Raw genomic sequence first — 20,879 nt, forward strand, 5'->3', positions numbered from 1 at the left:
CTCTTAGAGACTTAGTGTTTCTTTCAGTAGTGCGGCATGGCGCCGCGATATCTCGATTTTCTTTCCGGTATCGAGTGTGACGAGGTAACCGCCGCTCATCGCCTCAAGCATCGTCACGATGGCCGACAAGTTCACGATGTGCTGGCGACTGACCCGCAGGAACAAAGTGCGCGGCAGGCGTTCTTCCACGCTGCTCAGCGATTTCTTCACATACGCATGGCCGTCGCCGAAATAGACCTGCACGTGGTTCTTGCAGCTCTCGAAGCAGCGGATGCTTGCTAGCGGCACCATGTGGCAACGCTCGCCGTCCTTGATGAAGATGCGGCTGTGCTCGTCGAGCGGCGCCCGCACGGGTTCGTCCGGCACGGGCAGGGCGCGTGCTCCGAGCTTGCCGATGGCTTGCGCCAGCCTTTCGCTGCTGATCGGCTTGAGCAGGTAGTCGACCGTATCGAAGTCGAAGGAGCGCACCGCATATTCCGCATGGGCGGTGGTGAAGACGATGCGCGGATGCGGGTCGAGCCGCGCCAGCAGGTCGAAGGCATCGGCGCCGGCCATCTGGATATCGAGGAAGAGGACATCCGGGCTGCTGGCCCCGATCAGCGGCAGGGCGCTGTCGGGGTGGTCCGCTTCGCCCACGACCTCGATTTCCGGGTGCGCGGCCAGCATCCGTATCAGGCCGCTGCGCGCGAGGCGCGAATCGTCGACAACAAAGGCCTTCATGCGCTCCTCTCCAGGGGCAGGGTGAGCGTCACGCGAAACTCGCTGCCGCTGTCGGCCACGGTGTGCATGGCGCGCTCGCCGTACAGCAGCGCCAGGCGCCGGGCCAGGTGCGGCAGGCCGATGCCCAGCCCCGGGCCGCTGCCCGCTACCGGCTTGTCGTTCGCGACAAGCAGCTCCAGGGCGTTCTTCCCACTGCGCCTGCCGCTCACTATCAAGGTTCCTCCTTCGCGCTGTGGTTCGATGCCATGCTTGACCGCGTTCTCCACCAAACCTTGCAGCAGCAGGGGCGGGACCAGGCACCCGCTCAGGTCGGCGGGAATGTCGATGCGGCAGCGCAGGCGCGCTTCCAGCTGCACGCCGACAATCGCCAGGTAGCGCTCGATGACCTCGAGCTCCTCGCCCAGGCTGACCTTGCCGTGCTCGCCGGCGCGCAGCGAATAGCGCAGGATGTCCGACAGGCCGACCAGCATCGCATCGGCGCGGTCCGCATCCTCGTGGATCATGAAGCGGATGTTGTTGAGCGAATTGAACAGGAAATGGGGATTGAGCTGGTTTGACAGGCTGTGCAGCTGCGCCTCGCGCAGCGCCGCCTGCAGGCGCGCATTGTCCAGCTCGCGCTCGCGCACGTCGCGGCTGCCTGTGAAGCTGATGTAGATGAAGATCCAGGCGCAGATGAACACCTGCGCCTGCAGGCTGGCGCTGCTGACCGTCTGCAGCAGGTGCGGACCGAGCGACAGCCTGACGTCGCGCACGGCATACCAGGCGATCAGCGCATCCCAGAAGAAGGGCAGCGTGAAGGCGGCGACGGCCAGCGCTACCAGTACCGCCGTCGCGCTGGCGTAGGCGACGGCGATGGCGATGAGCCGCGCCATCGGCAGCGCCTGCCAGCGGCGTGCCCTGTACAGCCAGCGAAACCCGAGCACTGCCAGCGTGTAGGGCAGCAGCCAGACGATGGTAGCCACGCTGTCCTGTTTTACAAGCGGACTCCACAGGAAGATGGTCAGCAGCGTGACCGCCATGCAGAAGGCACTTGCGCCCAGGTGGTAGCGCCAGAACAGGGAATCACGCGGGAAGAAACGCAGGGCCATCAGGGTCTCGTTGTTGTACTGCGGCAAATTCACGCGGCGAGTATAGCCGTTCACCAGACCCGCAGGCGATCTTGCGCTGGCACGAACATGGCATCGCCCTCGCGCGTGCCGAAAGTCTCGTGGAAGCCGTCGAGCTGCATGGCGGGGAAGTTGGCGCGCAGCGAAGGCGGCGCATGCGGGTCGCTTGCCAGCAACTGCCGGGTGCGCTCGTCGCGGCGCTTGGCGGCCCATTGCTGGGCGTAGGCCAGGAAGAAGCGCTCGGCGCCGCCGGAAGCCTGGCCTGTCTCCGGCAGACTGCGCCAGGCGCGCCAGGCCAGCTGCAGGCCCATCAGGTCGGCCATGTTTTCCGGCAGGGTGAACTTGCCATTTACGCGTGCGCCGGGCAAGACCTCGATCGCGTCGAAGCGTGCCACCACCTGCGTGGTCAAGGCGTCGAAGGCGGCGTGGTCGGCCGCGCTCCACCAGTCGCGCTGCACGCCACGGCTGTCGAACTGGGCGCCGTTCGAATCGAAGGCATGGCTGATCTCGTGGGCGATCAGGGTGCCGATGCCGCCGTAGTTGGCCGCGTCGTCGGCCTTGGCGTCGAAGAACGGCGCCGGCAGGATGCCGGCCGGGAGGTTGATCTGATTGAGCATCGGGTCGTAGAAGGCGTTCGGCTCGAGGGGACTCATGGCCCAGGCCTGGCGGTCGACTGGCTTGCCCGATAGCGCGGCCAGGCGCAGCCACTCATGGCGGCGGGCGCGGTCGCGATTGCCGAGGGCATCGGCGCGGCGGATTTCCAGCGCCCCGTAGTCGCGCCAGGCCGCCGGGTAGCCGACCTTGGCCGTCATGCGCGCCACCTTTGCCGCCGCTTCCGCGCGCGCCGCCGGCGTCAGCCAGGCCATCTGCGCCACCGCTTCGGCAGCCGCCTGGCGCAGCTGCGCGAACATCGCCTCTACCCGGGCCTTTTGCGCGGGAGGGAAGTGGCGTTCCATGTAGAGCGCGCCCAGCCCATCGCCCAGCGCCTCGGTCAAGGCGTCCGGGGCCCGCTCCTGTTGCGCGCGTGGAGCGGACTGGCCACCCGTGGCCTTGCCGCGGAAAGCGAAATGGGCATCGCGAAAGGCCGTGGGCAGCAAGGGCGCCGCCACGTCCGGTACGCAGGCGGAAATACAGTTTCCAGTCCGCGAGCGGCAGTTCGCGCTGCAAGCCGGCGATCGCGGCGGCGGCAGGGGGCTGGGCGACGTTCACGGCTTCACCCCGTGCGATGCCGGCGCCTGCCAGGAAGGCTTGCCAGTCCAGGCCGGCGGCGGTTTGCGCCAGCGCGCCGGCATCCATGGTCTGCACCTGCGCCGGATTCATTGCCTGGGCGGCGGGCAGGTGGGCCGTGGCCAGGCGCGTTTCCAGCGCCAGCACGCGCGCGGCGGCGGCCTGCGGATCCGGCTCGCCCGCAAGCCGCGCCAGCGCGGCAAGGTAATCGAGGTAGGCGCGCCGCGTCGCAAGCAGGCGCGCGTCCTCGCCCGTAATAGTCGCGCTCGGGCATGCCCAGGCCGCCCTGCATCAGGATGGCGCGGTTGAGGTCCGGCTGCTTGAAATCGGCAAAGCCGCCCCACAGCCAGAGCGGCGTTTTCAGTATGCCTTGCATCTTTCCCTGCCACGCCGCCAGTTCGCGCGGGCTGCCGATGGCATCGATGGCGGCAAGCCGCGCCCGCATCGGCGCCAGGCCGGCACGGTCGATCGCCGCCAGGTCGAGCTGGCTGTCGTGGAAGTCGAGCAGCTTGCGGCCGATGCTGCCCGCCGGCTGGGGCTGGCGGCGCAGGTCGTCGACGATGGCCAAAATGCGGGCGTTGACGGTGGCGGGGAGGTCGGCGCCATACACTTCGGCGCGGTCCGGCGGAATCGGGGTGGCATCCAGCCAGGCCCCGTTGGCGGCGCGGAACAGGTTCTGGGACGGGCGGACGAGGGGATCGATACGGGCCGGATCGAAGGCGTGGGCATTGCAGGTGGCGGCAAGCGTCAGGAGCAGGCCGGCGCGCAGGCGAGGGAAGTAGTGGGACAAATGGGCACCCTGGTTCGGTTAAATGCCACCAGTGTCCCTGTCCGCGCGCCCGTGCGGCGAAAGAGGTGCCGGACGGCGCCGGGCCCTGATGAGCGGCGCAGGGCGCGTGCCGAACGGCTCAGCTTACCTTGTTCGTCGTCGAACGCGACAGCAGCGTCACCAGCTGCTCGATGGTGTAGGGTTTTGCAAGCACCTGCACGCCCGGCAGCGACATCTGCTGTTCGGTGTAGCCGGTCGCCAGCACGACCGGCACCGCGGGGTAGCGCTGCTGGAGGATGCCGGCCAGGTCGATGCCGCTGACCTGGCCCGGCATCACGATGTCGGAAAACACCACGTCCGGGGTGCGCACGCCGCTCTCGAGCAGGCGCAGTGCGGCTTCGCCGCTGTCGGCCACCATCACGTCGAAACCGCTTTCGCCAAGCGCGCGCATCACCGCTTCGCGCACGAGGGCGTCGTCCTCGACGAAGAGCACCGTGCCGCTGCCGCGTACCGGTACCGTGGCGGCAAGCGGCGCGGCGGGCAAGGCCGGTTCGCCTTTCGCCCTGGCGAGGTAGAGGTCGACCCGGGTGCCGATACCGGGAATGCTGTCGAGGACGAGGGTGCCGCCGCCCCGGGTGGCGAAGGCGTAGGCCTGCGGCAGGCCGAGGCCGGTGCCCTGGCCGGGCGGCTTGGTCGTGAAGAAGGGGTCGAGCGCGTGGGCCATGACGTCTGGCGTCATGCCGCTGCCGCTGTCGGTCATGCGCACCAATACATAGTCGCCGCGCGCCAGGTTGCCGCTGCCGTCGTGGGCGAGGTTGCTCGCGTCCACCCGCAGCGTGCCCCCATTCGGCATGGCGTCGCGTGCATTCAGTGCCAGGTTCAGGAGCGCCACGTCGAACTGCAGCGGCTCGACCGTGACCGGCCACAGGTCTTCCTCGCAGTGCACTTCGACGACGATATCGTTGCGCAGCGATCCCTTCATTAATTGCACGGCGCTGTGCAGCTGCTCGCAGACGTCGACCGTGGCGACGCGGGCTTCCTGCAGGCGGCCGAAGGCGCCCAGCTGGCCGGTCAGCGCGGTGGCACGCGCGACGGTGCGCTGGCAGGTCTGGACCAGGCTGCGCACCTTTTCCTCGCGCGTGCTGAACGCGGCCAGCTGCAGCGCGGTGGTGAGCGTTTGCAGCAGGTTGTTGTATTCGTGGGCGATGCCGCCGGTGAGGCGTCCCAGCGCCTCGAGTTTCTGGTTCTTCAGCAGGGCGCTTTGCGCGCGCTCGGTGGCGGCGATGGCCGCGGCGACGCGTGCTTCCATCTCGGCGTGGGCGTGCCCGATACGCGTGCCCGCTTCCGCCATGCGCGCGGCGACGCTGTCGATTTCCGCCCAGCCGGCGCTGGTAGGGGACCTCGGTGCCCTTGCCGAGGGCCTCGGCGCTGCGGCCGAGCGCCTCGAGGGGGACGATGGCGCGGTTGGCGAAGCGCCGCGCCGCGGCCAGCCCGATCAGCAGCAGGAAGGCCATCAGGCCACCGAGCAGGGCGGCCGCGCGCAGCGGTGCCTGGCGCAGCTCGCTCGACGGAACGCTGAGCAGGATCTTCCAGCCGGCGCCCGGTACCGTGCCCACATAGACGCGCACGTCGACACCGTCGAGGGTGCGCGATTCGAAGGTCGTTTCCCGGGCACCCATGACGCGGGCGCGCGTCCCCTCGCTCATCGGCTTGCCGACATACAGTTCCGGAGCGCGGGTGCGCGCAACAACGATGCCCTTGCGGTCGACCACTGTCGCCAGCCAGGCATCGGGCAGGCGCTGGCGCAGCAGCAGCGGTTGCAGCGCGCTGGCATTCACGCCCATCGCGAGCCGGTAGCGTATCGTGCCGTCGATCTGGACGGGCACCTGGATGGCAAAGTCGTAGTGCTGGCCCACCTGGCCCACGAACAGATCGGATACGAGCGTGCGTCCGGCGCCGTAGCGCTGTGCCAGCTCGGCAAGGTTCGAACTGGTACGTGCGGGCAGGGCGCTGCCGAAGGGGCGGCGCGTATTGATCAGCTGGCGCATCTGCGGATCGAACAGGACCACCGTCGTCGCCGGCGGTGGCACCACGCTCCTGGCATGGCCGTAGAAATCGGCCAGCTGTCCTTCCCGCAGCGCCGGCGACGCGGCCAATGCGCGCAGGATTTCTTCCTTCTTTTCCAGTTCGTTATCGACCAGCAGGGCCATGGCCCGCGCCGTCTCGGTCATGCTGCGGTGCTGGGCCTGCTGGGCGTCGTCATAGACGTAAGCCACCGCCAGTGCCGCCGCGATGAACGAAGGAACCAGGACGGACAGCACAAGCAGCAGGAAACGGCTCCTGGTTCTCATCGAAGAGTGTTGCCTAACGGGAAAAACAAAGTGAAGAGAGGAATTATACAAGAGCTAACTATTGCCTGTCGCACTGATGAGCGCGCCGCGCGCGGCAGAGCCCGCCCCGCCGCGTGGCCCTGGCCACGCCCCAGCCGGGCGCCGGTATGCTGCACGCTTGTATAATGTGGCAAGACTAAACTGCCTACGCCTATGACCAATACCACCCATTTCGGCTACAAGACCGTTTCCGAGGACGACAAGGTCCACGAGGTCGCCAAGGTTTTCCATTCGGTCGCGTCGAAGTACGACGTGATGAACGACCTGATGTCCGGCGGCCTGCACCGCATCTGGAAGACCTTCACCATCGCCCAGGCGGGCGTGCGTCCGGGTTTCAAGGTGCTCGACATTGCCGGCGGCACGGGCGACCTGTCGAAAGCCTTTGCGAAACAGGCCGGGCCGAGCGGGGAGGTCTGGCTGACCGACATCAACGAGTCGATGCTGCGCGTGGGCCGCGACCGCCTATTGAATAAGGGCCTGGTGACCCCCACCCTGTTGTGTGACGCGGAAAAGCTGCCGTTCCCGGACAATTATTTCGACCGGGTCAGCGTGGCCTTCGGCCTGCGCAACATGACGCACAAGGATGCAGCGCTGGCGGAAATGCGCCGTGTGCTCAAACCCGGCGGCAAGTTGCTGGTGCTGGAGTTCTCGAAAGTCGCGGCGCCGCTGCAGAAGCCCTACGACCTGTATTCGTTCTCGGTGCTGCCATGGCTGGGCCAGCGCATCGCCGGCGACGCCGACAGCTACCGCTACCTGGCCGAGTCGATCCGCATGCACCCGGACCAGGAAACGCTGAAGACCATGATGCAGGATGCGGGCCTGGAGCGGGTGCAATACTTCAACCTGACGGCCGGGGTCGCGGCCTTGCATACGGGTATCAAACTCTGACGATTCACCTGGGAGGGAGCGCGATGAAAAAATTCCTGGTCACGACGATGCTGGCGCTGACCGCCGCATCGATGATTGCCGAGGCCACCGCGCGCCCGATGGGCGGTAAACGCTCCATCGGGCGCCAGTCGCAGGCGGTGCGCCAGATGCGTGCACCGGCCCCTGCTCCCGCTCCCGCCCCGATGACGCCGATGGGGCGCCAGGCGGCGCAGCCGAATCCCGCCGCGCCGATGGCGGGCGCCGCCGCCGGTGCCGCCGGTAGCCGCGCCATGCAGCAGCAAAGGCGTCCGAGCATGTGGAAGGGCTTGCTGGGCGGCGCGCTGCTCGGCCTGGGCCTGGGCGCGCTGTTTTCGCACTTCGGCATCGGCGGCGCGATGGCGTCGATGCTGTCGAGCATCCTGATGATCGCGCTGCTGGCATTGGCCGTGATGTTCATCGTGCGCATGTTCCGCCGCAAGGACACGCCGGCCAACCCGGCCTTCCAGGGCGGCTACGGCCAGCCCGTACCGGCTGGCGGCACGCCCGAGATCGGTTCCGGCCTGCGCCAGGCGCCGCAGTCGTTCAACACCCAGCCTTCCAGCTCGAGCGTATCGCTGGACAAGGGCGCCGCCGCGCCGCATGTGCAATGGGGCGTGCCGGGGGACTTCGACAGCGAGGCCTTCCTGCGCCATGCCAAGTCCTCCTTTATCCGCATGCAGGCCGCCTGGGACAAGGGCGATGTCGCCGACCTGCGCGAATTCACCACGCCGGAAGTGTTTGCGGAACTCAGGATGCAGATCCAGGAGCGCGGCGGCAATGCCGACTTCACCGATGTGGTGAACATCGACGCCCAGCTGCTCGGCATCGAGACCTCCGCCACCGACTACCTGGCCAGCGTGCAGTTCAACGGCAGCATCCGCACCGCACCGAACGCGCCGGCCGAACCCTTCGCCGAAGTGTGGAACATGGAAAAGCCGCTCGACGGCAGCAGCGGCTGGGTACTTGCCGGGATCCAGCAGCTATCCTAGCGTGGCGCACGGGGAAAATTGTTCATGCGTGCGGTGCAACGTCTCGCTGTCCGGATTTCATAATTTCTTGCAAAGTTTCCCGTGCGCTCGGGTTTGTGCCCGGCAAACTGGTAAGATCGAAACCGCCCGTTTCACAGGGCGGTTTTGTTTTTTGAGTCGATAACCATGTTCCCGAGTCCAACTTTCCTGTCGCCGCAACGTGCCCTGACGGGTTCCGCCGTCGCCACCATCAACCACCTGCTGGCCGGGGAGGACTGGGCGCGCGCGTCGCTGCGGCGCCATGCCGGCAAGACTGCCTGCATCGATACCGGCCACCTGGCGCTGCGCATGCACGTCGGCGCCGATGGCCTGCTCGAGGCCGCCGACGAAGCGCAGACGCCGACGGTGACGATCCACGTCAGGCTGGCCGACCTGCCGCTGATTGCCCAGAACCGCGAGCGCGCCTTTTCCTACGTGCGCATCGAGGGCGATGCGGAATTTGCCAACACGATTTCCCAGCTCAGCCGAGGTTTTACGCTGGGAGCCGGAACATGACCTCGAGCGCCTGTTCGGCCCGATCGGCGCCGTGCGCCTGGCCGGCGGCGCGCGCGCTGCCTTCAGCCATGCGCGCACGACGAGCCGGCGCCTGGCCGAAAACCTGGCCGAATTCCTGGTCGAGGAGCGCCCGGTGCTGGTGCGCCCCGCCGACGTGGACGAGTTCGGCAGCGGCGTGGTGCGCCTGCGCGACGACATCGAACGCACCGCCAAGCGCATTGCCCGTTTGGAGCAGGCGCTGGCGCAATCCGCGCAATCGGCGTCAGCCCCCGCACCCGGCACGGCCCTGCCGCCACCGACGCCACCTGCCGCCCTCATTCCGACAACCCGCCCCAGCGGGGACACTACCCTGGATAGCTGATGATATTGAAATTCCTGCGCCTGCTTAAAATCTTCACGGTCGCAACCAAGTACGGCCTCGATGAAATTGCAATGTCCGGCTTCAACGCCCCGCGCACGGCACGCTTTGTCAGCGGCATGTTTTTCTGGCGCAGGCGCATTACCACCCCACGCGCGATTCGCCTGCGCCTGGCCCTGGAAGAGCTGGGCCCGATCTTCATCAAGTTCGGCCAGGTGCTGTCGACCCGGCGCGATCTGATGCCGCAGGATATCGCCGACGAACTGTCTCTGCTGCAAGACCGGGTGCCGCCCTTCGATTCCGCGCTCGCCATTGCCCAGATCACCGCCTCGCTCGGCGCCCACCCCGACCAGCTGTTCGCCAGTTTCGACCCGGTGCCCGTCGCCTCGGCCTCGATCGCCCAGGTGCACTTTGCGACCCTGAAAAACGGCAAGGAAGTCGCCGTCAAGGTGCTGCGTCCGGGCATGAAGAAAACCATCGACGAGGACATTGCCCTGATGCACATGGCGACCGGCCTGATCGAACGGGTGTGGGCGGAAAGCCGGCGTTTGAAACCGCGCGAAGTGGTCGCCGAATTCGACAAATACCTGCATGACGAGCTCGACCTGATGCGCGAGGCGGCCAATGCCAGCCAGCTGCGCCGGAATTTCGCGGACTCGGAACTGCTGATGGTGCCGGAAATGTACTGGGACTATTGCTCCAGTAGCGTCATCGTCATGGAACGCATGAAGGGTATTCCCGTCTCGCAGATCGAGCGCCTGGCAGCGGAAGGTGTCGACCTGCAAAAGCTGTCGCGCGATGGCGTCGAGATCTTCTTCACCCAGGTATTCCGCGATGGTTTTTTCCACGCCGATATGCACCCCGGTAACATCCTGGTGTCGGTCGAGCCGGAAACCTTCGGACGCTACATCGCGCTCGATTTCGGCATCGTCGGCACCCTGAACGACTTCGACAAGGATTACCTGTCGCAGAACTTCCTGGCCTTCTTCCGGCGCGACTACAAGCGCGTGGCCGAAGCCCACATCGAATCGGGCTGGGCGCCGAGGAATACCCGCGTCGACGAGCTCGAATCGGCCGTGCGTGCCTGCTGCGAGCCGATCTTCGACCGGCCCCTGAAAGACATTTCCTTCGGCCAGATCCTGCTGCGCCTGTTCCAGACTTCGCGCCGCTTCAATGTCGAGGTGCAGCCGCAACTGGTGCTGCTGCAAAAGACCCTGCTCAACATCGAAGGTCTGGGGCGCCAGCTCGACCCCAACCTCGACCTGTGGAAGACGGCAAAGCCCTACCTGGAGCGCTGGATGGCCGAGCAGGTCGGCTGGCGCGGTTTCGTCGAGCGCCTGAAGGCCGAGGCGCCGCGCTACGCCCACATCTTCCCGCAACTGCCGCGCCTGGCGCACCGCGCGCTGGAACAGCAGGCGCAGCCGCACCTGGCCACCCATGAACTGCTGAGCATGCTGGTAGTCGAGCAGCGCCGCACGAACCGCATGATCGGCTTCGTCGCCTGGCTGGCCGGCGGTATCGCCTCCGGCATCATCTTCGCGGCCCTGTTCGCGCGTTATGGCCAGCACCTCTGACGTCCCTGCGTTCCGGAGCCGCGATCCGCTCGCCCCTGATTTCTGGGACGAGCGCTTCGAACGTGATTTCACGCCACGGGACCGCGGCGGCGTGCCTGCCGCCGTGCGCGACTTCGTGGCGCGGTCGCCCAGGAACCTGCACGACCCTGATTCCCGGCTGCGGCAACGCCTATGAACTCGCTTTCCTGTGCGAAGCCGGCTGGGACGCCATCGCCATCGACTTTTCCCCGGCGGCCGTGCGCCGCGCGCGGGAACAGGTCGGTCCCTGGGCGGCACGGGTGGAAGAGGCGGATTTCTTCGCCTGGGAACCGCCGCGTCCGCTCGCGCTGATCTACGAACGCGCTTTCCTGTGTGCGATGCCGCCGGCGATGTGGCCGCGGGTCGCGGCGCGCTATGCGGCCTTGCTGCCAGTGGGCGGCTTGCTAGCAGGATTTTTCTTCATTGGAGAAACGCTGAAGGGACCGCCGTTCGGGATCGACCGCGCCGCGCTCGCGACGCTGCTGTCGCCCGATTTCGACCTGGTGGAAGAGGAGGCGGTGACCGATTCCTTGCCGGTGTTCGGCGATGGCGAGCGCTGGATGGTGTGGCGGCGCCGCTGAGCCCTCGCGCCAGCGGAACCCTGGTCCGGATCGTCGCGGACAAGCTCGGGCTTGAACTGCCCGGTGTACCCGGTCATTGAAACAACCCCGAAAGTTGGTGTCCAACTTTCGGGGTTCAGCCCGGCGAACCGGCGGGCTATGGCAAGCGGGAGGCGCTCCGATTATTCGGCGACGTCTGCGCCCACGTTGATGGCAGCATAGGCACGGGTCACGGCCTTCGCTTCCTTGCTGCCTGCACCATACAGCTCCGTCGCCGCGGCGATCATCTTGGCGCGTGCGTCAGCATAGGTCGACGACGAGGTCAGCTTGGTCGTGTTGGCGCGGAACCAGATGCGGTAGGCATGGTCGATCCCGATACCGGTCATGGCCCTGGGCAGCTGGGTCAGGTAAGACGAGTACATCTCCGAGGTGGAGGTGGCATTCGACCCCATGGACAGGAAGTAGAACATCCGGTTGTTCGGGCCCGAGCTATTGTGCACGTCCAGGTTCCTCAGGCTGGTCGACCAGGCATCCTTGGAGACGCCATCCTTCGATGGTTTCCACATCCAGCGCAGCGGGGTACCGGTCTTCGAGATTTCCTTGCCCATCATCCAGTCGTTCTTGCCCGCCGGGATCACGGTGCCGGTGCCGCCGTTCCGGGCATACGCTTCCACCGCCTCGCCATTGATGTCGGAGGAGGACTCGTTCAGGCCGCCCGACTCGCCACGGTAGGTCAGGTTCGAGGTAGCGGCAGTCACGCCATGGCCCATTTCGTGGCCGATCACGTCAATCGAACCCAGGCTGTAGAACCTGTTGCCGTCGCCGATGTACATGCACCTGCAGGTGTCGGTATAGAAGGCGTTGTCATAGGCGGTGCCGACGTGCACGGCAATATAGGTCGCCGTGTTTCTGCCGTCCAGGGACCTCCATCCCATGACGTTCTTCATGGTGTCGTAGGTGTTCATCATGCCCCACAAGGCGTTGACCGCTGCGGTCTGGCCGTTGGCATTGGTGGTGCTGCCGCCGCTGATGTATTGCTTGCCATCGCCCCAGCTGTTACTCGCGTTGGTGTAGATCAGCCCCGGCTGCGGGTTGGAAGTCGAGCTGTGGTTGGCGTTGGTGATGGCCATGCCGCCGAAAGTGCCGCCCACGCCACGGGTAGTGTCGAGCATCTTGTACTGGGTGCCGCTCAGGGTGGTCTGGATCGGGACGGTGCCGTTGTACTGGCTGTAGCCGGTGCCGGCCACGGTGTGCAGCATGCTCCACTGGTCGAGCACGGCGCCGTTGGCAGCGTCGATCACGGTGTTGAAGTAGACGGGTTTGTTGCCCTTGTTCGCACGGGTCTCGACCAGATAGGCCAGCTTGTAGCCCTCGACCACGTCTTCGACGTCCAGTGCGTTCAGCTCGGCTTCCTTCTTGTTGGCGGCGCCGGCGACACGCTGCTGCTTCACGATCGGGAAGATGATGGTTTCAGCCTTTGGCGCCACCACATGCTTGTCGGCACCGCCCAGGCCGGCAACGGCTGCCTTGATGGCTGCGTCGGCGCTGATTGCGGCAACAAGCGACACGCCCGACCTGGAAATCTTGTCGCGGCGTTCCGAATGGGACTGGCTCACGATGCTGCCGCGCGCATCCGTCGTCACCACCGATTCCGATTCAAAAATGCGGATGCCCTTGTACGTGTGATGCAAGCGCGTCACCTGCAGGCCCTCGGGCCCCGGGTATTCCATGCTTTTTGCATAGCCGTGGTTGTTGTCCAGGCCATTCCTCAGGCGTTCAGCGTTCAGTGCGTTGACCACCTTATCGGTATTGCCATTACCTGCGTAAGCTCCGGTTGCTGCCAATGCGAGGGCAGCTGCAATCAAAGTCTTCTGCAAAATCATTTTTCCGTCTCCAGTTATTAATAAAATTTTATTTCTGACTTGCCTAGAGACGATAGGTTGCTGGACTAAACGGAGTCAACAGGAAACGCATGGCGCATTATTTGCCGTGTCGGATTTGGAACACCGCCAACCGTCGAGGATATTTTCCTGGCTATTTAATACGCTGATGCAAATGCGGGTGCAGCAGCACATCGACAATATCTGCGTAGAAAGCACGTATAAAACAAATGGGCCCAAGCTATGCGATTGCGCATTCATGCGTCGATTGAATCCAGAGCGGAGCGAGGCGACATGCCGAATACGGCAGGCAACGAAGCTGTCTTGAACCGCAGCTACCGGACGCGCTTTTCGCTTCACGACGGAGATTCGCATCGTATCGATGAGCGGGCTGCGAGAAATTTAAAGATGAAATGTGACAACATTCCCAATTTGTAATAATTGGGTGTGCCATTCCGCGCGGTCATATTCCCGTCGTGTAGCGGGCCGGTTCCCTATAAAGGCTATGCCGGGCGATTGAATTGCTGAGTTCAATACTCCCGGTTTTCAATTGCGGAGGCATTAATGCGGCTATCCCATGCGGCGATATGGAATCTGTCGATCACGCTCGCAAAATGCCCGAGCGAGTGGCGCAGCTTCGCCAGGTCGACCAGCCAGTCCTGCTCGGCCTTGCGATAACCCAGCGGCAGCATAATCGGCGGCAGGTTTCCCGGCCTTCGTTGCGGAAACCGAGCATCTCGTTGGTGAGGTCGGTGACGGTGTCGACCGACGCGACGGGCGTCATCTGGCTGGCCGAGCAGGGGAGGGGGAGCGCACTGTGCCTGCGCCTGTTTGCGCAAGCCCGCCTGGCGGCGGGACGGCTGGTCGAGGTGTTGCCGCAGCCGGGTGGTCGGACGCGCACGTTCCCGGTTGCCTGTCCGCCCCGCCGCGGCTTGTCGGGGGCGTCGCGCGCTGATCGACATGTTGGTAGCCGCGCGGGAAGGGGCGACGACAGGGCCAAAAAAAATGCCCGCTGATGCGGGCGACTGAAGTACAGCGTTCTTGTACGGCCATGCGGCGATCTGCATCGCGCAAACTTCTGTTTCTTAAACCATGCGGTCGACAGGCAGGCCTGCCGACAGGTGTGCTGTTCAGGGATGGTATTTAATCACATAGTTGACGCTTGGCAAACTGTGCGCAATGCAATGCTGACGAAATACAACACCTGAGGGCGGCACCGGGGCATCCGGGGCAGGGCGTGTTCGCCATGCCAGAGGCCTTTCCGCGGAATCGGCAACACCCGCCGTAAAAGCTTTATAATTCAGGGTTTTGAAGATTTTTGCGGAGTATCAAATGCCGATTTACGCTTACCGCTGCGACGAATGCGGTTTTTCCAAAGATGTACTGCAAAAAATTTCTGATCCTGTGCTGACGACCTGCCTGTCCTGCGGCAAGCCTGCGTTCAAGAAGCAGGTGACCGCGGCTGGCTTCCAGCTCAAGGGTACTGGCTGGTATGTGACCGACTTCCGTGGCGGCAGCGCCCCGGCCACCGGCACGGCGCCTGCGGCGACGGCGGGTACGGTCGCCGCACCCGCTGCTGATGCCGCCGCTGCGCCGGCGCCGGCGCCAGCCGCGAAAAGCGAGCCGAGCGCTTCCTGATGCACTGCGGCCCCCGGGCCGCAGCAATAAGAACAACGAGAAACAATGCGCAAATATTTCCTTACCGGCTTGCTGATCCTGGTCCCGCTGGCCATCACGGCCTGGGTGCTGAACCTCGTCATCGGCACGCTCGACCAGTCGCTGCTGCTGGTGCCGGTGCGCTGGCGCCCCGCCACCCTGGTCGGCTTCAACATCCCGGGTATTGGCGCCATCCTGACGATCGCCATCGTCTTCCTGACCGGCCTGCTGACAAATAACCTGGTCGGCGGCTATGTCGTGCGCCTGGGCGAACGCCTGCTCAAGCGTATTCCCGTGGTCAGCTCCCTCTATGGCAGCGTCAAGCAGGTGTCCGATACGCTGTTCTCGTCGTCCGGCAATGCCTTTCGCCAGGCCGTGCTCATTCCCTATCCGCACGCCGATTCCTACACCATCGCCTTCGTCACCGGCGCGCCCGGCGGCGACGTGAAGAACCACCTGGTCGGCGACTACCTGAGCGTGTATGTGCCGACGACCCCGAACCCGACTTCCGGCTTCTTCCTGATGATGGAACGCAGCAAGGTCGTCGAGCTGGACATGACCGTCGACGCGGCGTTGAAATACATCGTTTCCATGGGCGTCGTCGCTCCCGAATAAAATAGCATCAAGGCCGCCGCAGGCGGCACCGATATACCAACCTGGAATAGAGAAAAATATGTCCTCCATGCGTACCAACTACTGCGGCCTCGTCACCGAAGAACTGCTGGGCCAAACCGTCAGCCTGTGCGGCTGGGTGCATCGCCGCCGCGACCACGGTGGCGTCATCTTCATCGACCTGCGCGACCGCGAAGGCCTGGTGCAGGTGGTCTGCCATCCCGACAATGCGGATGTCTTCAAGGCCGCGGAGCACGTGCGCAACGAGTACTGCCTGCGCATCACCGGTACCGTCGTCAACCGCCTGGAAGGCACGGCCAACGCCAACCTGAAGTCGGGCAAGATCGAGATCAACACCACCCAGCTGGAAGTGCTGAACGCATCGGTGCCGGTGCCTTTCCAGCTGGACGACGACAACCTGTCGGAAACCACCCGCCTGACCCACCGCGTGCTCGACCTGCGCCGCGGCCAGATGCAGCACAACCTGCGCCTGCGCTATAAAGTGTCGATGGAAGTGCGCAAGTACCTCGACAACCTGGGCTTCATCGACATCGAAACCCCGATGCTGACCAAGTCGACCCCGGAAGGCGCCCGCGATTACCTGGTGCCCTCGCGCGTCAACCCGGGCAACTTCTTCGCGCTGCCGCAGTCGCCGCAGCTGTTCAAGCAGCTCTTGATGGTGGCGAACTTCGACCGTTATTACCAGATCACCAAGTGCTTCCGCGACGAAGACCTGCGCGCCGACCGCCAGCCGGAATTCACCCAGATCGACTGCGAAACCTCCTTCCTGACCGAACAGGAAATCCGCGACCTGTTCGAAGACATGATGCGCGTGGTGTTCAAGAACGCCGCCGGCATCGACCTGCCGAACCCGTTCCCGGTGATGGATTTTGCCACCGCCATGGGCAAGTACGGTTCGGACAAGCCGGACATGCGCGTGAAACTCGAATTCACCGAGCTGACCGAGCTGATGAAGTCGGTCGAGTTCAAGGTCTTCAACAGCGCCGCGAACATGAGCGGTGGCCGCGTGGTCGGCATGCGCGTGCCGCAGGGCGGTTCGATGCCGCGCTCGGAAATCGATGCCTACACCCAGTTCGTCGGCATCTACGGCGCCAAGGGCCTGGCCTACATCAAGGTCAACGAGAAAGCCAAAGGCCGTGACGGCCTGCAGTCGCCAATCGTCAAGAACATCGCCGACGAGGTGCTGACCCAGATCCTGGAAATGACCGGTGCGCAAGATGGCGACCTGATCTTCTTCGGCGCCGACAAGGCGAAGGTCGTCAACGATGCCATGGGCGCGCTGCGCGTGAAGATCGGCCACTCGGAATTCGCCAAGAAGGCCGGCCTGTTCGACGACGTCTGGGCACCGCTGTGGGTGATCGACTTCCCGATGTTCGAGCACGACGAAGAAAACAACCGCTGGACCGCGACCCACCATCCGTTCACCGCGCCAAAGGACGGCCACGAAGACATGCTGGAAACCAATCCGGGTGCCTGCATCGCCAAAGCCTACGACATGGTCCTGAACGGCTGGGAACTGGGTGGCGGCTCGATCCGTATCCACCGCGAAGACGTGCAGAGTAAAGTGTTCCGCGCGCTGAAGATCGACGCCGAAGAAGCGCAGCTGAAATTCGGCTTCCTGCTCGACGCCCTGCAATACGGCGCGCCGCCGCACGGTGGCCTGGCTTTCGGCCTGGACCGTCTGGTCACCCTGATGACCGGTTCGGAATCGATCCGCGACGTGATCGCCTTCCCGAAAACCCAGCGCGCACAGGATCTGCTGACCAATGCGCCGTCGGAAGTGGACGAGAAGCAGTTGAAGGAACTGCATATCCGCCTGCGCAACGAGCCGAAAGTGGGCTAAACACGCTCGGCCGTACGGCTGGGTAGAATAGGGGCTGGCGCCACGTCGCAGGACGGGCTCCAGCCTTTTTTGTTTGTCCCACGGAGAAACCAAGCGTGCACAAGATTCCCGAATCGGTCCTGGTCGTCATCCACACCGCGGATTTGCAGGTGCTGCTGATCGAGCGGGCCGACCGTCCGGGTTTCTGGCAGTCGGTCACCGGTTCGCTCGATGCGCCTGACGAGCCGCTGCTGGCGACGGCCACGCGCGAACTGTTCGAGGAGACCGGCATCGTTGCCGACGGCGAGCGTATCCGCCTGCACGACTGGAAGCTGTCGAACGTCTACGAGATCTATCCGACCTGGCGCCACCGCTACGCGCCGGGCGTCACCCATAACACCGAGCACGTGTTTTCGGTCTGCGTGCCGCGCGATATTCCCATCACGCTCAGCCCGCGCGAGCACCTGCAGTACGCCTGGCTGCCGCTGCTGGAAGCGGCCGACCGCTGCTTTTCCTCGTCGAATGCGGAAGCGGTGCTGCAGTTGCCGCGGCACCTGCACGGCGCCTCCTGAGGCGAGGACGCCGCCTGTTTCAGAATAAAAGAAAGCAACACAATGAAGTGGATTATCACGAAATACCTGATCACGGCGGCCGTCGTCGTGCTCGTGTCCGAAGCGGCCAAGCGCAGCGATCGCATTGGCGGGTTTATTGCCGCCTTGCCGATGGTGACCTTGTTGACGCTGGTATGGCTGTACCTGGAACACCAGCCGCAGGCCAAGCTGGCGAACCACGCCTGGTACACCTTCTGGTATGTGGTACCCACCCTGCCGATGTTCCTGGCCTTTCCCTGGCTGCTGCAGCGGCTCGGGTTCTGGTGGACGCTGGGCGCCTGCACGGCGCTGACGGTGGCCTGCTTTGCGGCGTTTGCGATGGTGGTGAAGCGTTTCGGGATTGTTTTGCTGTAGATGACCGAGTGGGCCCGGGGAGCCCACCCTACGCCTGCCGCGCCGTAGGGTGGGCGCCCCGAGCCCACGCGGAACCTCGAGGAGCGTTAGCTGCCGCCGTCCATGCGACATGAATAGCCGCCGATGCGTTAGCACGACGTCCGCATTTCGATATAAGAAAGTGTGATCAAAATCGTTCGCTTTTGGCCCGGCTTGGAGTAGTCTGGTCAAATGAACAACGATCAGACGGAGCAGGCCGGCTCCAGCCATTGGCACCTCGGCCCCATCATCGACGCGCTGCGCACTTCGCGCGAATCGACCCACAACATCCGCCACCAGGGACGCGTGCGCGAACTGCCGTCGCGCGCGGTGCTGCAGCAGGTGATCGAAGGCGTGTCGGCGGCGCTGTTCCCCACGCATTACGGGCGGCCAGACCTGAACGACGAAAGCATCGATTACTTCGTCGGCGACACATTGAACGTCGCGCTCGACCGCCTGGTCCAGCAGGTGCGGCGCGCGCTGCGCTTCAATCCTGGCCAGGAAGACCTGGGCGAGGCCGAGCTGACGACGCGCGCCTGCGCCATCACGCGCTCGTTTGCCACCAGCCTGCCGGAAATCCGCGCGCTGCTGGTGTCGGATGTGCAGGCGGCCCTTGCCGGCGATCCCGCGGCCAGCTCGGTCGCCGAAATCATGCTCTGCTATCCCGGCACCATTGCCGTGCTCTACCACCGGCTGGCGCATTGCCTGCATCGGCTTGGGGTGCCTTTCCTGGCGCGGCTGGCGGCCGACATCGCCCATACGCTCACCGGCATCGACATCCACCCGGCCGCGCAGATCGGCGCCAGCTTCTTCATCGACCACGGTACCGGCGTCGTGATCGGCGAGACGGCCATCATCGGCCAGCGCGTGCGCCTGTACCAGGCCGTCACGCTGGGCGCGCGCCGTTTCCCCACCGACGAACACGGCGCCACGGTGAAAGGTGCGCCGCGCCACCCGATCGTCGAGGACGACGTCGTCATCTACGCCGGCGCCACCATCCTCGGCCGCATCACGGTGGGCGCCGGCTCGACCATCGGCGGCAATGTCTGGCTCACCCAGAGCGTGGCACCGGGCAGCAACGTCACCCAGGCGCAGATGCGCGGCTGCTAGACCGGGCGCCGGCGCCCGCCCCGCGGCGGTACCGGCCAGCGTCGGCTACACGGCGTGCATCGCATGCAGGCTGGCCAGGATGTCCGCTTTTACGGAGGAGGCCGCCAGCGCCGCGCGCGCGGCCGCGCCAGGCCCACCTCGAACTCCTCGCGCGGCGGGCCCGGTAGCTTATCGAGCAGGACGACGCGGTCGCTCAGTTGCAAGGCTTCGTCGATGTCATGGGTCACCAGCAGCACCGTCAAGCGGCGCTGTTCGGCCACGCGCGCCAGCAAGTCCTGCAGGCGCATGCGCGTGAACGCGTCCACCGCCGAAAACGGTTCGTCCAGCAGCAGCACACGCGGCTCCAGGTAGAGCCCGCGCGCCAGCGCCACCCGCTGTGCCTGGCCGCCCGACAGCTGCTTCGGCAGCGCTTGCGCATAGCCGGCCAGGCCCACTTCGTCGAGCAGCGCCGCCACGCGTGCCGCGTCAAACGCCCCCGGTGCCGCACCGAAGACGATGTTCTCTTCCACCGTCAGCCGGGAAACAGGCGCGGCTCCCGGAAGATCAGGCCGATCTCGCGCTGCGGCCCGCTGACCTGTCCGCCGCGCAGGCGCACGCCGCCGCGGTAATGGGGATCGAGACCGGCGGCGATCGACAGCAGCGTGCTCTTGCCGCAGCCGCTGGGCCCAACCAGGCTGACGATCTCGCCAGCCTCGAGGAAGAGGCGCAGTCCGCGCAGGATGGTGCGCTCGCCATGGCGCTTTTCGTCGATGGCCACATCCAGCAGGGCGCTCATCGGGCCTCCCGGTAGCCGGTGCGGTAGCCGGCGCGGTAGCCGGTGCGGTAGCCGACGCGGTTGCCAAGGCTGTCGCGCCAGGACAGCAGGCGTGTCTCCAGCGCCCCCATCGCGGTATCGCTGGCCTTGCCCAGCAGGGCAAGCAGGAAGATCGCGGCGAGCATGATGTCGGCGCGGCTCGATTCGCGCCCGTCAGACAGCAGGTAGCCCAGGCCCTGGCTGGCCGCGATCAGTTCGGCGGCGACCATGAACATCCACGCCAGGCTCAGGCCGTTGCGCAGTCCGGTCAGGATCGACGGCAGCGCCGAGGGCAGCAGCACCCGCCTTGCCAGCGCCGCCGGCCGCAGTCCGTAGAGCTGGCCGACCTCGACCAGCTTGCGGTCGACGCCGCGCATGCCCGCCACCACGCCCATGTAGACGGGGAAAAAGGCGCCGATGGCGATCAGGAGCAGCTTGGGCGTCTCGTCGATGCCGAACCAGAGCAGCAGCAGCGGCACCCAGGCCAGCGAGGGAATCGCACGCAGGGCCTGGAAGCTGGGGTCGAGCAGGCGCGCGCCATGGCTGCTCAGCGCCACCAGGGCGCCCAGCAGCAGCGCCAGCGTGGACCCCGCCGCAAAGCCTGCCGCCACGCGCAGGCAGCTGCTGGCCAGGTGCCCGCCCAGGCCATTGTGCGCAAGCCAGGTCAGGGTGCCGGCGATCTCGCTGGGCGCCGGCATCAGGTTGGCCGGCACCAGCCCGCTGCGTACGCCTGCCTCGGCGCCGGCCAGCGCCAGCGCAGGCAGGATCAGTCCTAGCGGCAGGCGCAGGCGCGGCCGCGGCCGGGCCGAGGGCGGCGCCAGTTCGATCGACTGGGGCGCGTCGCGTTTCAT

General features: G+C 65.4%; 16 protein-coding genes and 6 pseudogenes. 12 read left to right on the forward strand and 10 right to left on the reverse strand.

Going from position 1 to position 20,879, the window contains the following annotated elements; translation table 11 throughout:
• Window positions 1-3: 3 nt before the first annotated feature.
• From G4G28_RS02860 to G4G28_RS02880, 6 genes and pseudogenes are all read right to left on the reverse strand, one after another.
• Entirely contained in the window at window positions 4-720 is a 717-nt protein-coding gene (locus G4G28_RS02860) for a LytTR family DNA-binding domain-containing protein (protein ID WP_182990775.1), read from the reverse strand.
• Window positions 717-1,862, reverse strand: coding sequence for a sensor histidine kinase (locus G4G28_RS02865; RefSeq protein WP_183108008.1), 1,146 nt, complete (start codon window positions 1,860-1,862; stop codon window positions 717-719). Before G4G28_RS02865 ends, G4G28_RS02860 begins: the two co-directional genes overlap by 4 nt.
• Window positions 1,859-2,692, reverse strand: a complete 834-nt coding sequence (locus tag G4G28_RS27340; protein WP_374039791.1) for a M13-type metalloendopeptidase — start codon at window positions 2,690-2,692, stop codon at window positions 1,859-1,861. Before G4G28_RS27340 ends, G4G28_RS02865 begins: the two co-directional genes overlap by 4 nt.
• Window positions 2,675-3,311 (reverse strand): annotated as a pseudogene (locus G4G28_RS28805) (hypothetical protein); the annotation flags it as partial. The gene G4G28_RS27340 and the pseudogene G4G28_RS28805, both read right to left, overlap by 18 nt.
• 49 nt (window positions 3,312-3,360) lie before the next feature.
• Window positions 3,361-3,843: pseudogene (locus tag G4G28_RS28810) on the reverse strand (hypothetical protein); the annotation flags it as partial.
• 118 nt (window positions 3,844-3,961) lie between these two features.
• Window positions 3,962-5,173, reverse strand: a complete 1,212-nt coding sequence (locus G4G28_RS02880) for a response regulator (RefSeq protein ID WP_182990779.1) — start codon at window positions 5,171-5,173, stop codon at window positions 3,962-3,964.
• Between G4G28_RS02880 and G4G28_RS02885 the strand changes: the two genes are divergently transcribed.
• The 6 genes and pseudogenes from G4G28_RS02885 (at window position 5,172) to G4G28_RS02910 (ending at window position 11,172) form a co-directional block, all read left to right on the forward strand.
• Window positions 5,172-6,338, forward strand: coding sequence for a hypothetical protein (locus G4G28_RS02885; protein ID WP_183108011.1), 1,167 nt, complete (start codon window positions 5,172-5,174; stop codon window positions 6,336-6,338). The genes G4G28_RS02880 and G4G28_RS02885 overlap by 2 nt on opposite strands.
• Window positions 6,339-6,365: 27 nt before the next feature.
• A complete protein-coding gene (gene ubiE, locus G4G28_RS02890) occupies window positions 6,366-7,100 on the forward strand; it encodes a bifunctional demethylmenaquinone methyltransferase/2-methoxy-6-polyprenyl-1,4-benzoquinol methylase UbiE (protein ID WP_182990781.1) in 735 nt (244 codons plus the stop codon).
• Between the two features lie 23 nt (window positions 7,101-7,123).
• Entirely contained in the window at window positions 7,124-8,107 is a 984-nt protein-coding gene (locus G4G28_RS02895) for a Tim44 domain-containing protein (protein WP_183108012.1), read from the forward strand.
• Between the two features lie 165 nt (window positions 8,108-8,272).
• Window positions 8,273-9,002, forward strand: a pseudogene (locus tag G4G28_RS02900) (SCP2 domain-containing protein).
• 2 nt (window positions 9,003-9,004) lie between these two features.
• A pseudogene (gene ubiB, locus G4G28_RS02905) lies at window positions 9,005-10,573 on the forward strand (ubiquinone biosynthesis regulatory protein kinase UbiB); the annotation flags it as partial.
• Window positions 10,557-11,172: pseudogene (locus G4G28_RS02910) on the forward strand (methyltransferase domain-containing protein). The pseudogenes ubiB and G4G28_RS02910, both read left to right, overlap by 17 nt.
• 161 nt (window positions 11,173-11,333) lie before the next feature.
• On the opposite strand, the gene G4G28_RS02915 reads toward G4G28_RS02910, so the two are convergent.
• A complete protein-coding gene (locus G4G28_RS02915; RefSeq protein WP_182990784.1) occupies window positions 11,334-13,034 on the reverse strand; it encodes a M4 family metallopeptidase in 1,701 nt (566 codons plus the stop codon).
• A gap of 527 nt (window positions 13,035-13,561) precedes the next feature.
• The gene (locus G4G28_RS02920) at window positions 13,562-14,098 is read right to left on the reverse strand and encodes a hypothetical protein (RefSeq protein WP_183108013.1); all 537 of its coding nucleotides are present in this window, start codon (window positions 14,096-14,098) and stop codon (window positions 13,562-13,564) included.
• A 265-nt stretch (window positions 14,099-14,363) separates the two neighbouring features.
• Here G4G28_RS02920 and G4G28_RS02925 point away from each other — a divergent pair, with 265 nt between their 5' ends.
• The 6 genes from G4G28_RS02925 to epsC all read left to right on the forward strand — a co-directional run bounded on the left by G4G28_RS02925 (window position 14,364) and on the right by epsC (window position 19,235).
• Window positions 14,364-14,669: an FmdB family zinc ribbon protein gene (locus tag G4G28_RS02925; protein WP_182991695.1), complete on the forward strand. Its 306-nt coding sequence runs from the start codon at window positions 14,364-14,366 to the stop codon at window positions 14,667-14,669.
• Window positions 14,670-14,714: 45 nt separating this feature from the next.
• Complete coding sequence (locus G4G28_RS02930; protein ID WP_182990786.1) at window positions 14,715-15,302, forward strand: DUF502 domain-containing protein; 588 nt, start codon at window positions 14,715-14,717, stop codon at window positions 15,300-15,302.
• Window positions 15,303-15,360: 58 nt separating this feature from the next.
• Window positions 15,361-17,163: an aspartate--tRNA ligase gene (gene aspS / locus G4G28_RS02935; protein WP_182990787.1), complete on the forward strand. Its 1,803-nt coding sequence runs from the start codon at window positions 15,361-15,363 to the stop codon at window positions 17,161-17,163.
• A gap of 95 nt (window positions 17,164-17,258) precedes the next feature.
• The gene (gene nudB / locus G4G28_RS02940) at window positions 17,259-17,714 is read left to right on the forward strand and encodes a dihydroneopterin triphosphate diphosphatase (RefSeq protein WP_182990788.1); all 456 of its coding nucleotides are present in this window, start codon (window positions 17,259-17,261) and stop codon (window positions 17,712-17,714) included.
• A 42-nt stretch (window positions 17,715-17,756) separates the two neighbouring features.
• Complete coding sequence (locus tag G4G28_RS02945; RefSeq protein WP_182990789.1) at window positions 17,757-18,107, forward strand: DUF3147 family protein; 351 nt, start codon at window positions 17,757-17,759, stop codon at window positions 18,105-18,107.
• 210 nt (window positions 18,108-18,317) lie between these two features.
• A complete protein-coding gene (gene epsC, locus G4G28_RS02950) occupies window positions 18,318-19,235 on the forward strand; it encodes a serine O-acetyltransferase EpsC (RefSeq protein WP_183108014.1) in 918 nt (305 codons plus the stop codon).
• Between the two features lie 89 nt (window positions 19,236-19,324).
• Here the strand turns inward: epsC and G4G28_RS28815 are convergent.
• Window positions 19,325-20,010, reverse strand: a pseudogene (locus G4G28_RS28815) (ABC transporter ATP-binding protein).
• A complete protein-coding gene (locus tag G4G28_RS02960) occupies window positions 20,007-20,879 on the reverse strand; it encodes an ABC transporter permease (RefSeq protein ID WP_183108015.1) in 873 nt (290 codons plus the stop codon). The pseudogene G4G28_RS28815 and the gene G4G28_RS02960 overlap by 4 nt, the downstream one beginning before the upstream one ends.

The sequence above is a fragment of the Massilia sp. Dwa41.01b genome (genome assembly GCF_014171775.1).
Lineage (GTDB): Bacteria > Pseudomonadota > Gammaproteobacteria > Burkholderiales > Burkholderiaceae_D > Telluria.

What these genes read in the sequence shown, in the direction of transcription:
- G4G28_RS02860 (WP_182990775.1), bottom strand. Translation starts at nt 720, where the DNA reads ATGAAGGCCTTTGTTGTCGACGATTCGCGCCTCGCGCGCAGCGGCCTG.
- G4G28_RS02945 (WP_182990789.1), top strand. Translation starts at nt 17,757, where the DNA reads ATGAAGTGGATTATCACGAAATACCTGATCACGGCGGCCGTCGTCGTG.
- epsC (WP_183108014.1), top strand. Translation starts at nt 18,318, where the DNA reads ATGAACAACGATCAGACGGAGCAGGCCGGCTCCAGCCATTGGCACCTC.
- G4G28_RS02930 (WP_182990786.1), top strand. Translation starts at nt 14,715, where the DNA reads ATGCGCAAATATTTCCTTACCGGCTTGCTGATCCTGGTCCCGCTGGCC.
- ubiE (WP_182990781.1), top strand. Translation starts at nt 6,366, where the DNA reads ATGACCAATACCACCCATTTCGGCTACAAGACCGTTTCCGAGGACGAC.
- G4G28_RS02960 (WP_183108015.1), bottom strand. Translation starts at nt 20,879, where the DNA reads ATGAAACGCGACGCGCCCCAGTCGATCGAACTGGCGCCGCCCTCGGCC.
- G4G28_RS02885 (WP_183108011.1), top strand. Translation starts at nt 5,172, where the DNA reads ATGCGCGCGGCGACGCTGTCGATTTCCGCCCAGCCGGCGCTGGTAGGG.
- G4G28_RS02880 (WP_182990779.1), bottom strand. Translation starts at nt 5,173, where the DNA reads ATGGCGGAAGCGGGCACGCGTATCGGGCACGCCCACGCCGAGATGGAA.
- G4G28_RS27340 (WP_374039791.1), bottom strand. Translation starts at nt 2,692, where the DNA reads ATGGCCTGGCTGACGCCGGCGGCGCGCGCGGAAGCGGCGGCAAAGGTG.
- G4G28_RS02920 (WP_183108013.1), bottom strand. Translation starts at nt 14,098, where the DNA reads ATGCAGATCGCCGCATGGCCGTACAAGAACGCTGTACTTCAGTCGCCC.
- G4G28_RS02915 (WP_182990784.1), bottom strand. Translation starts at nt 13,034, where the DNA reads ATGATTTTGCAGAAGACTTTGATTGCAGCTGCCCTCGCATTGGCAGCA.
- aspS (WP_182990787.1), top strand. Translation starts at nt 15,361, where the DNA reads ATGTCCTCCATGCGTACCAACTACTGCGGCCTCGTCACCGAAGAACTG.
- G4G28_RS02895 (WP_183108012.1), top strand. Translation starts at nt 7,124, where the DNA reads ATGAAAAAATTCCTGGTCACGACGATGCTGGCGCTGACCGCCGCATCG.
- G4G28_RS02925 (WP_182991695.1), top strand. Translation starts at nt 14,364, where the DNA reads ATGCCGATTTACGCTTACCGCTGCGACGAATGCGGTTTTTCCAAAGAT.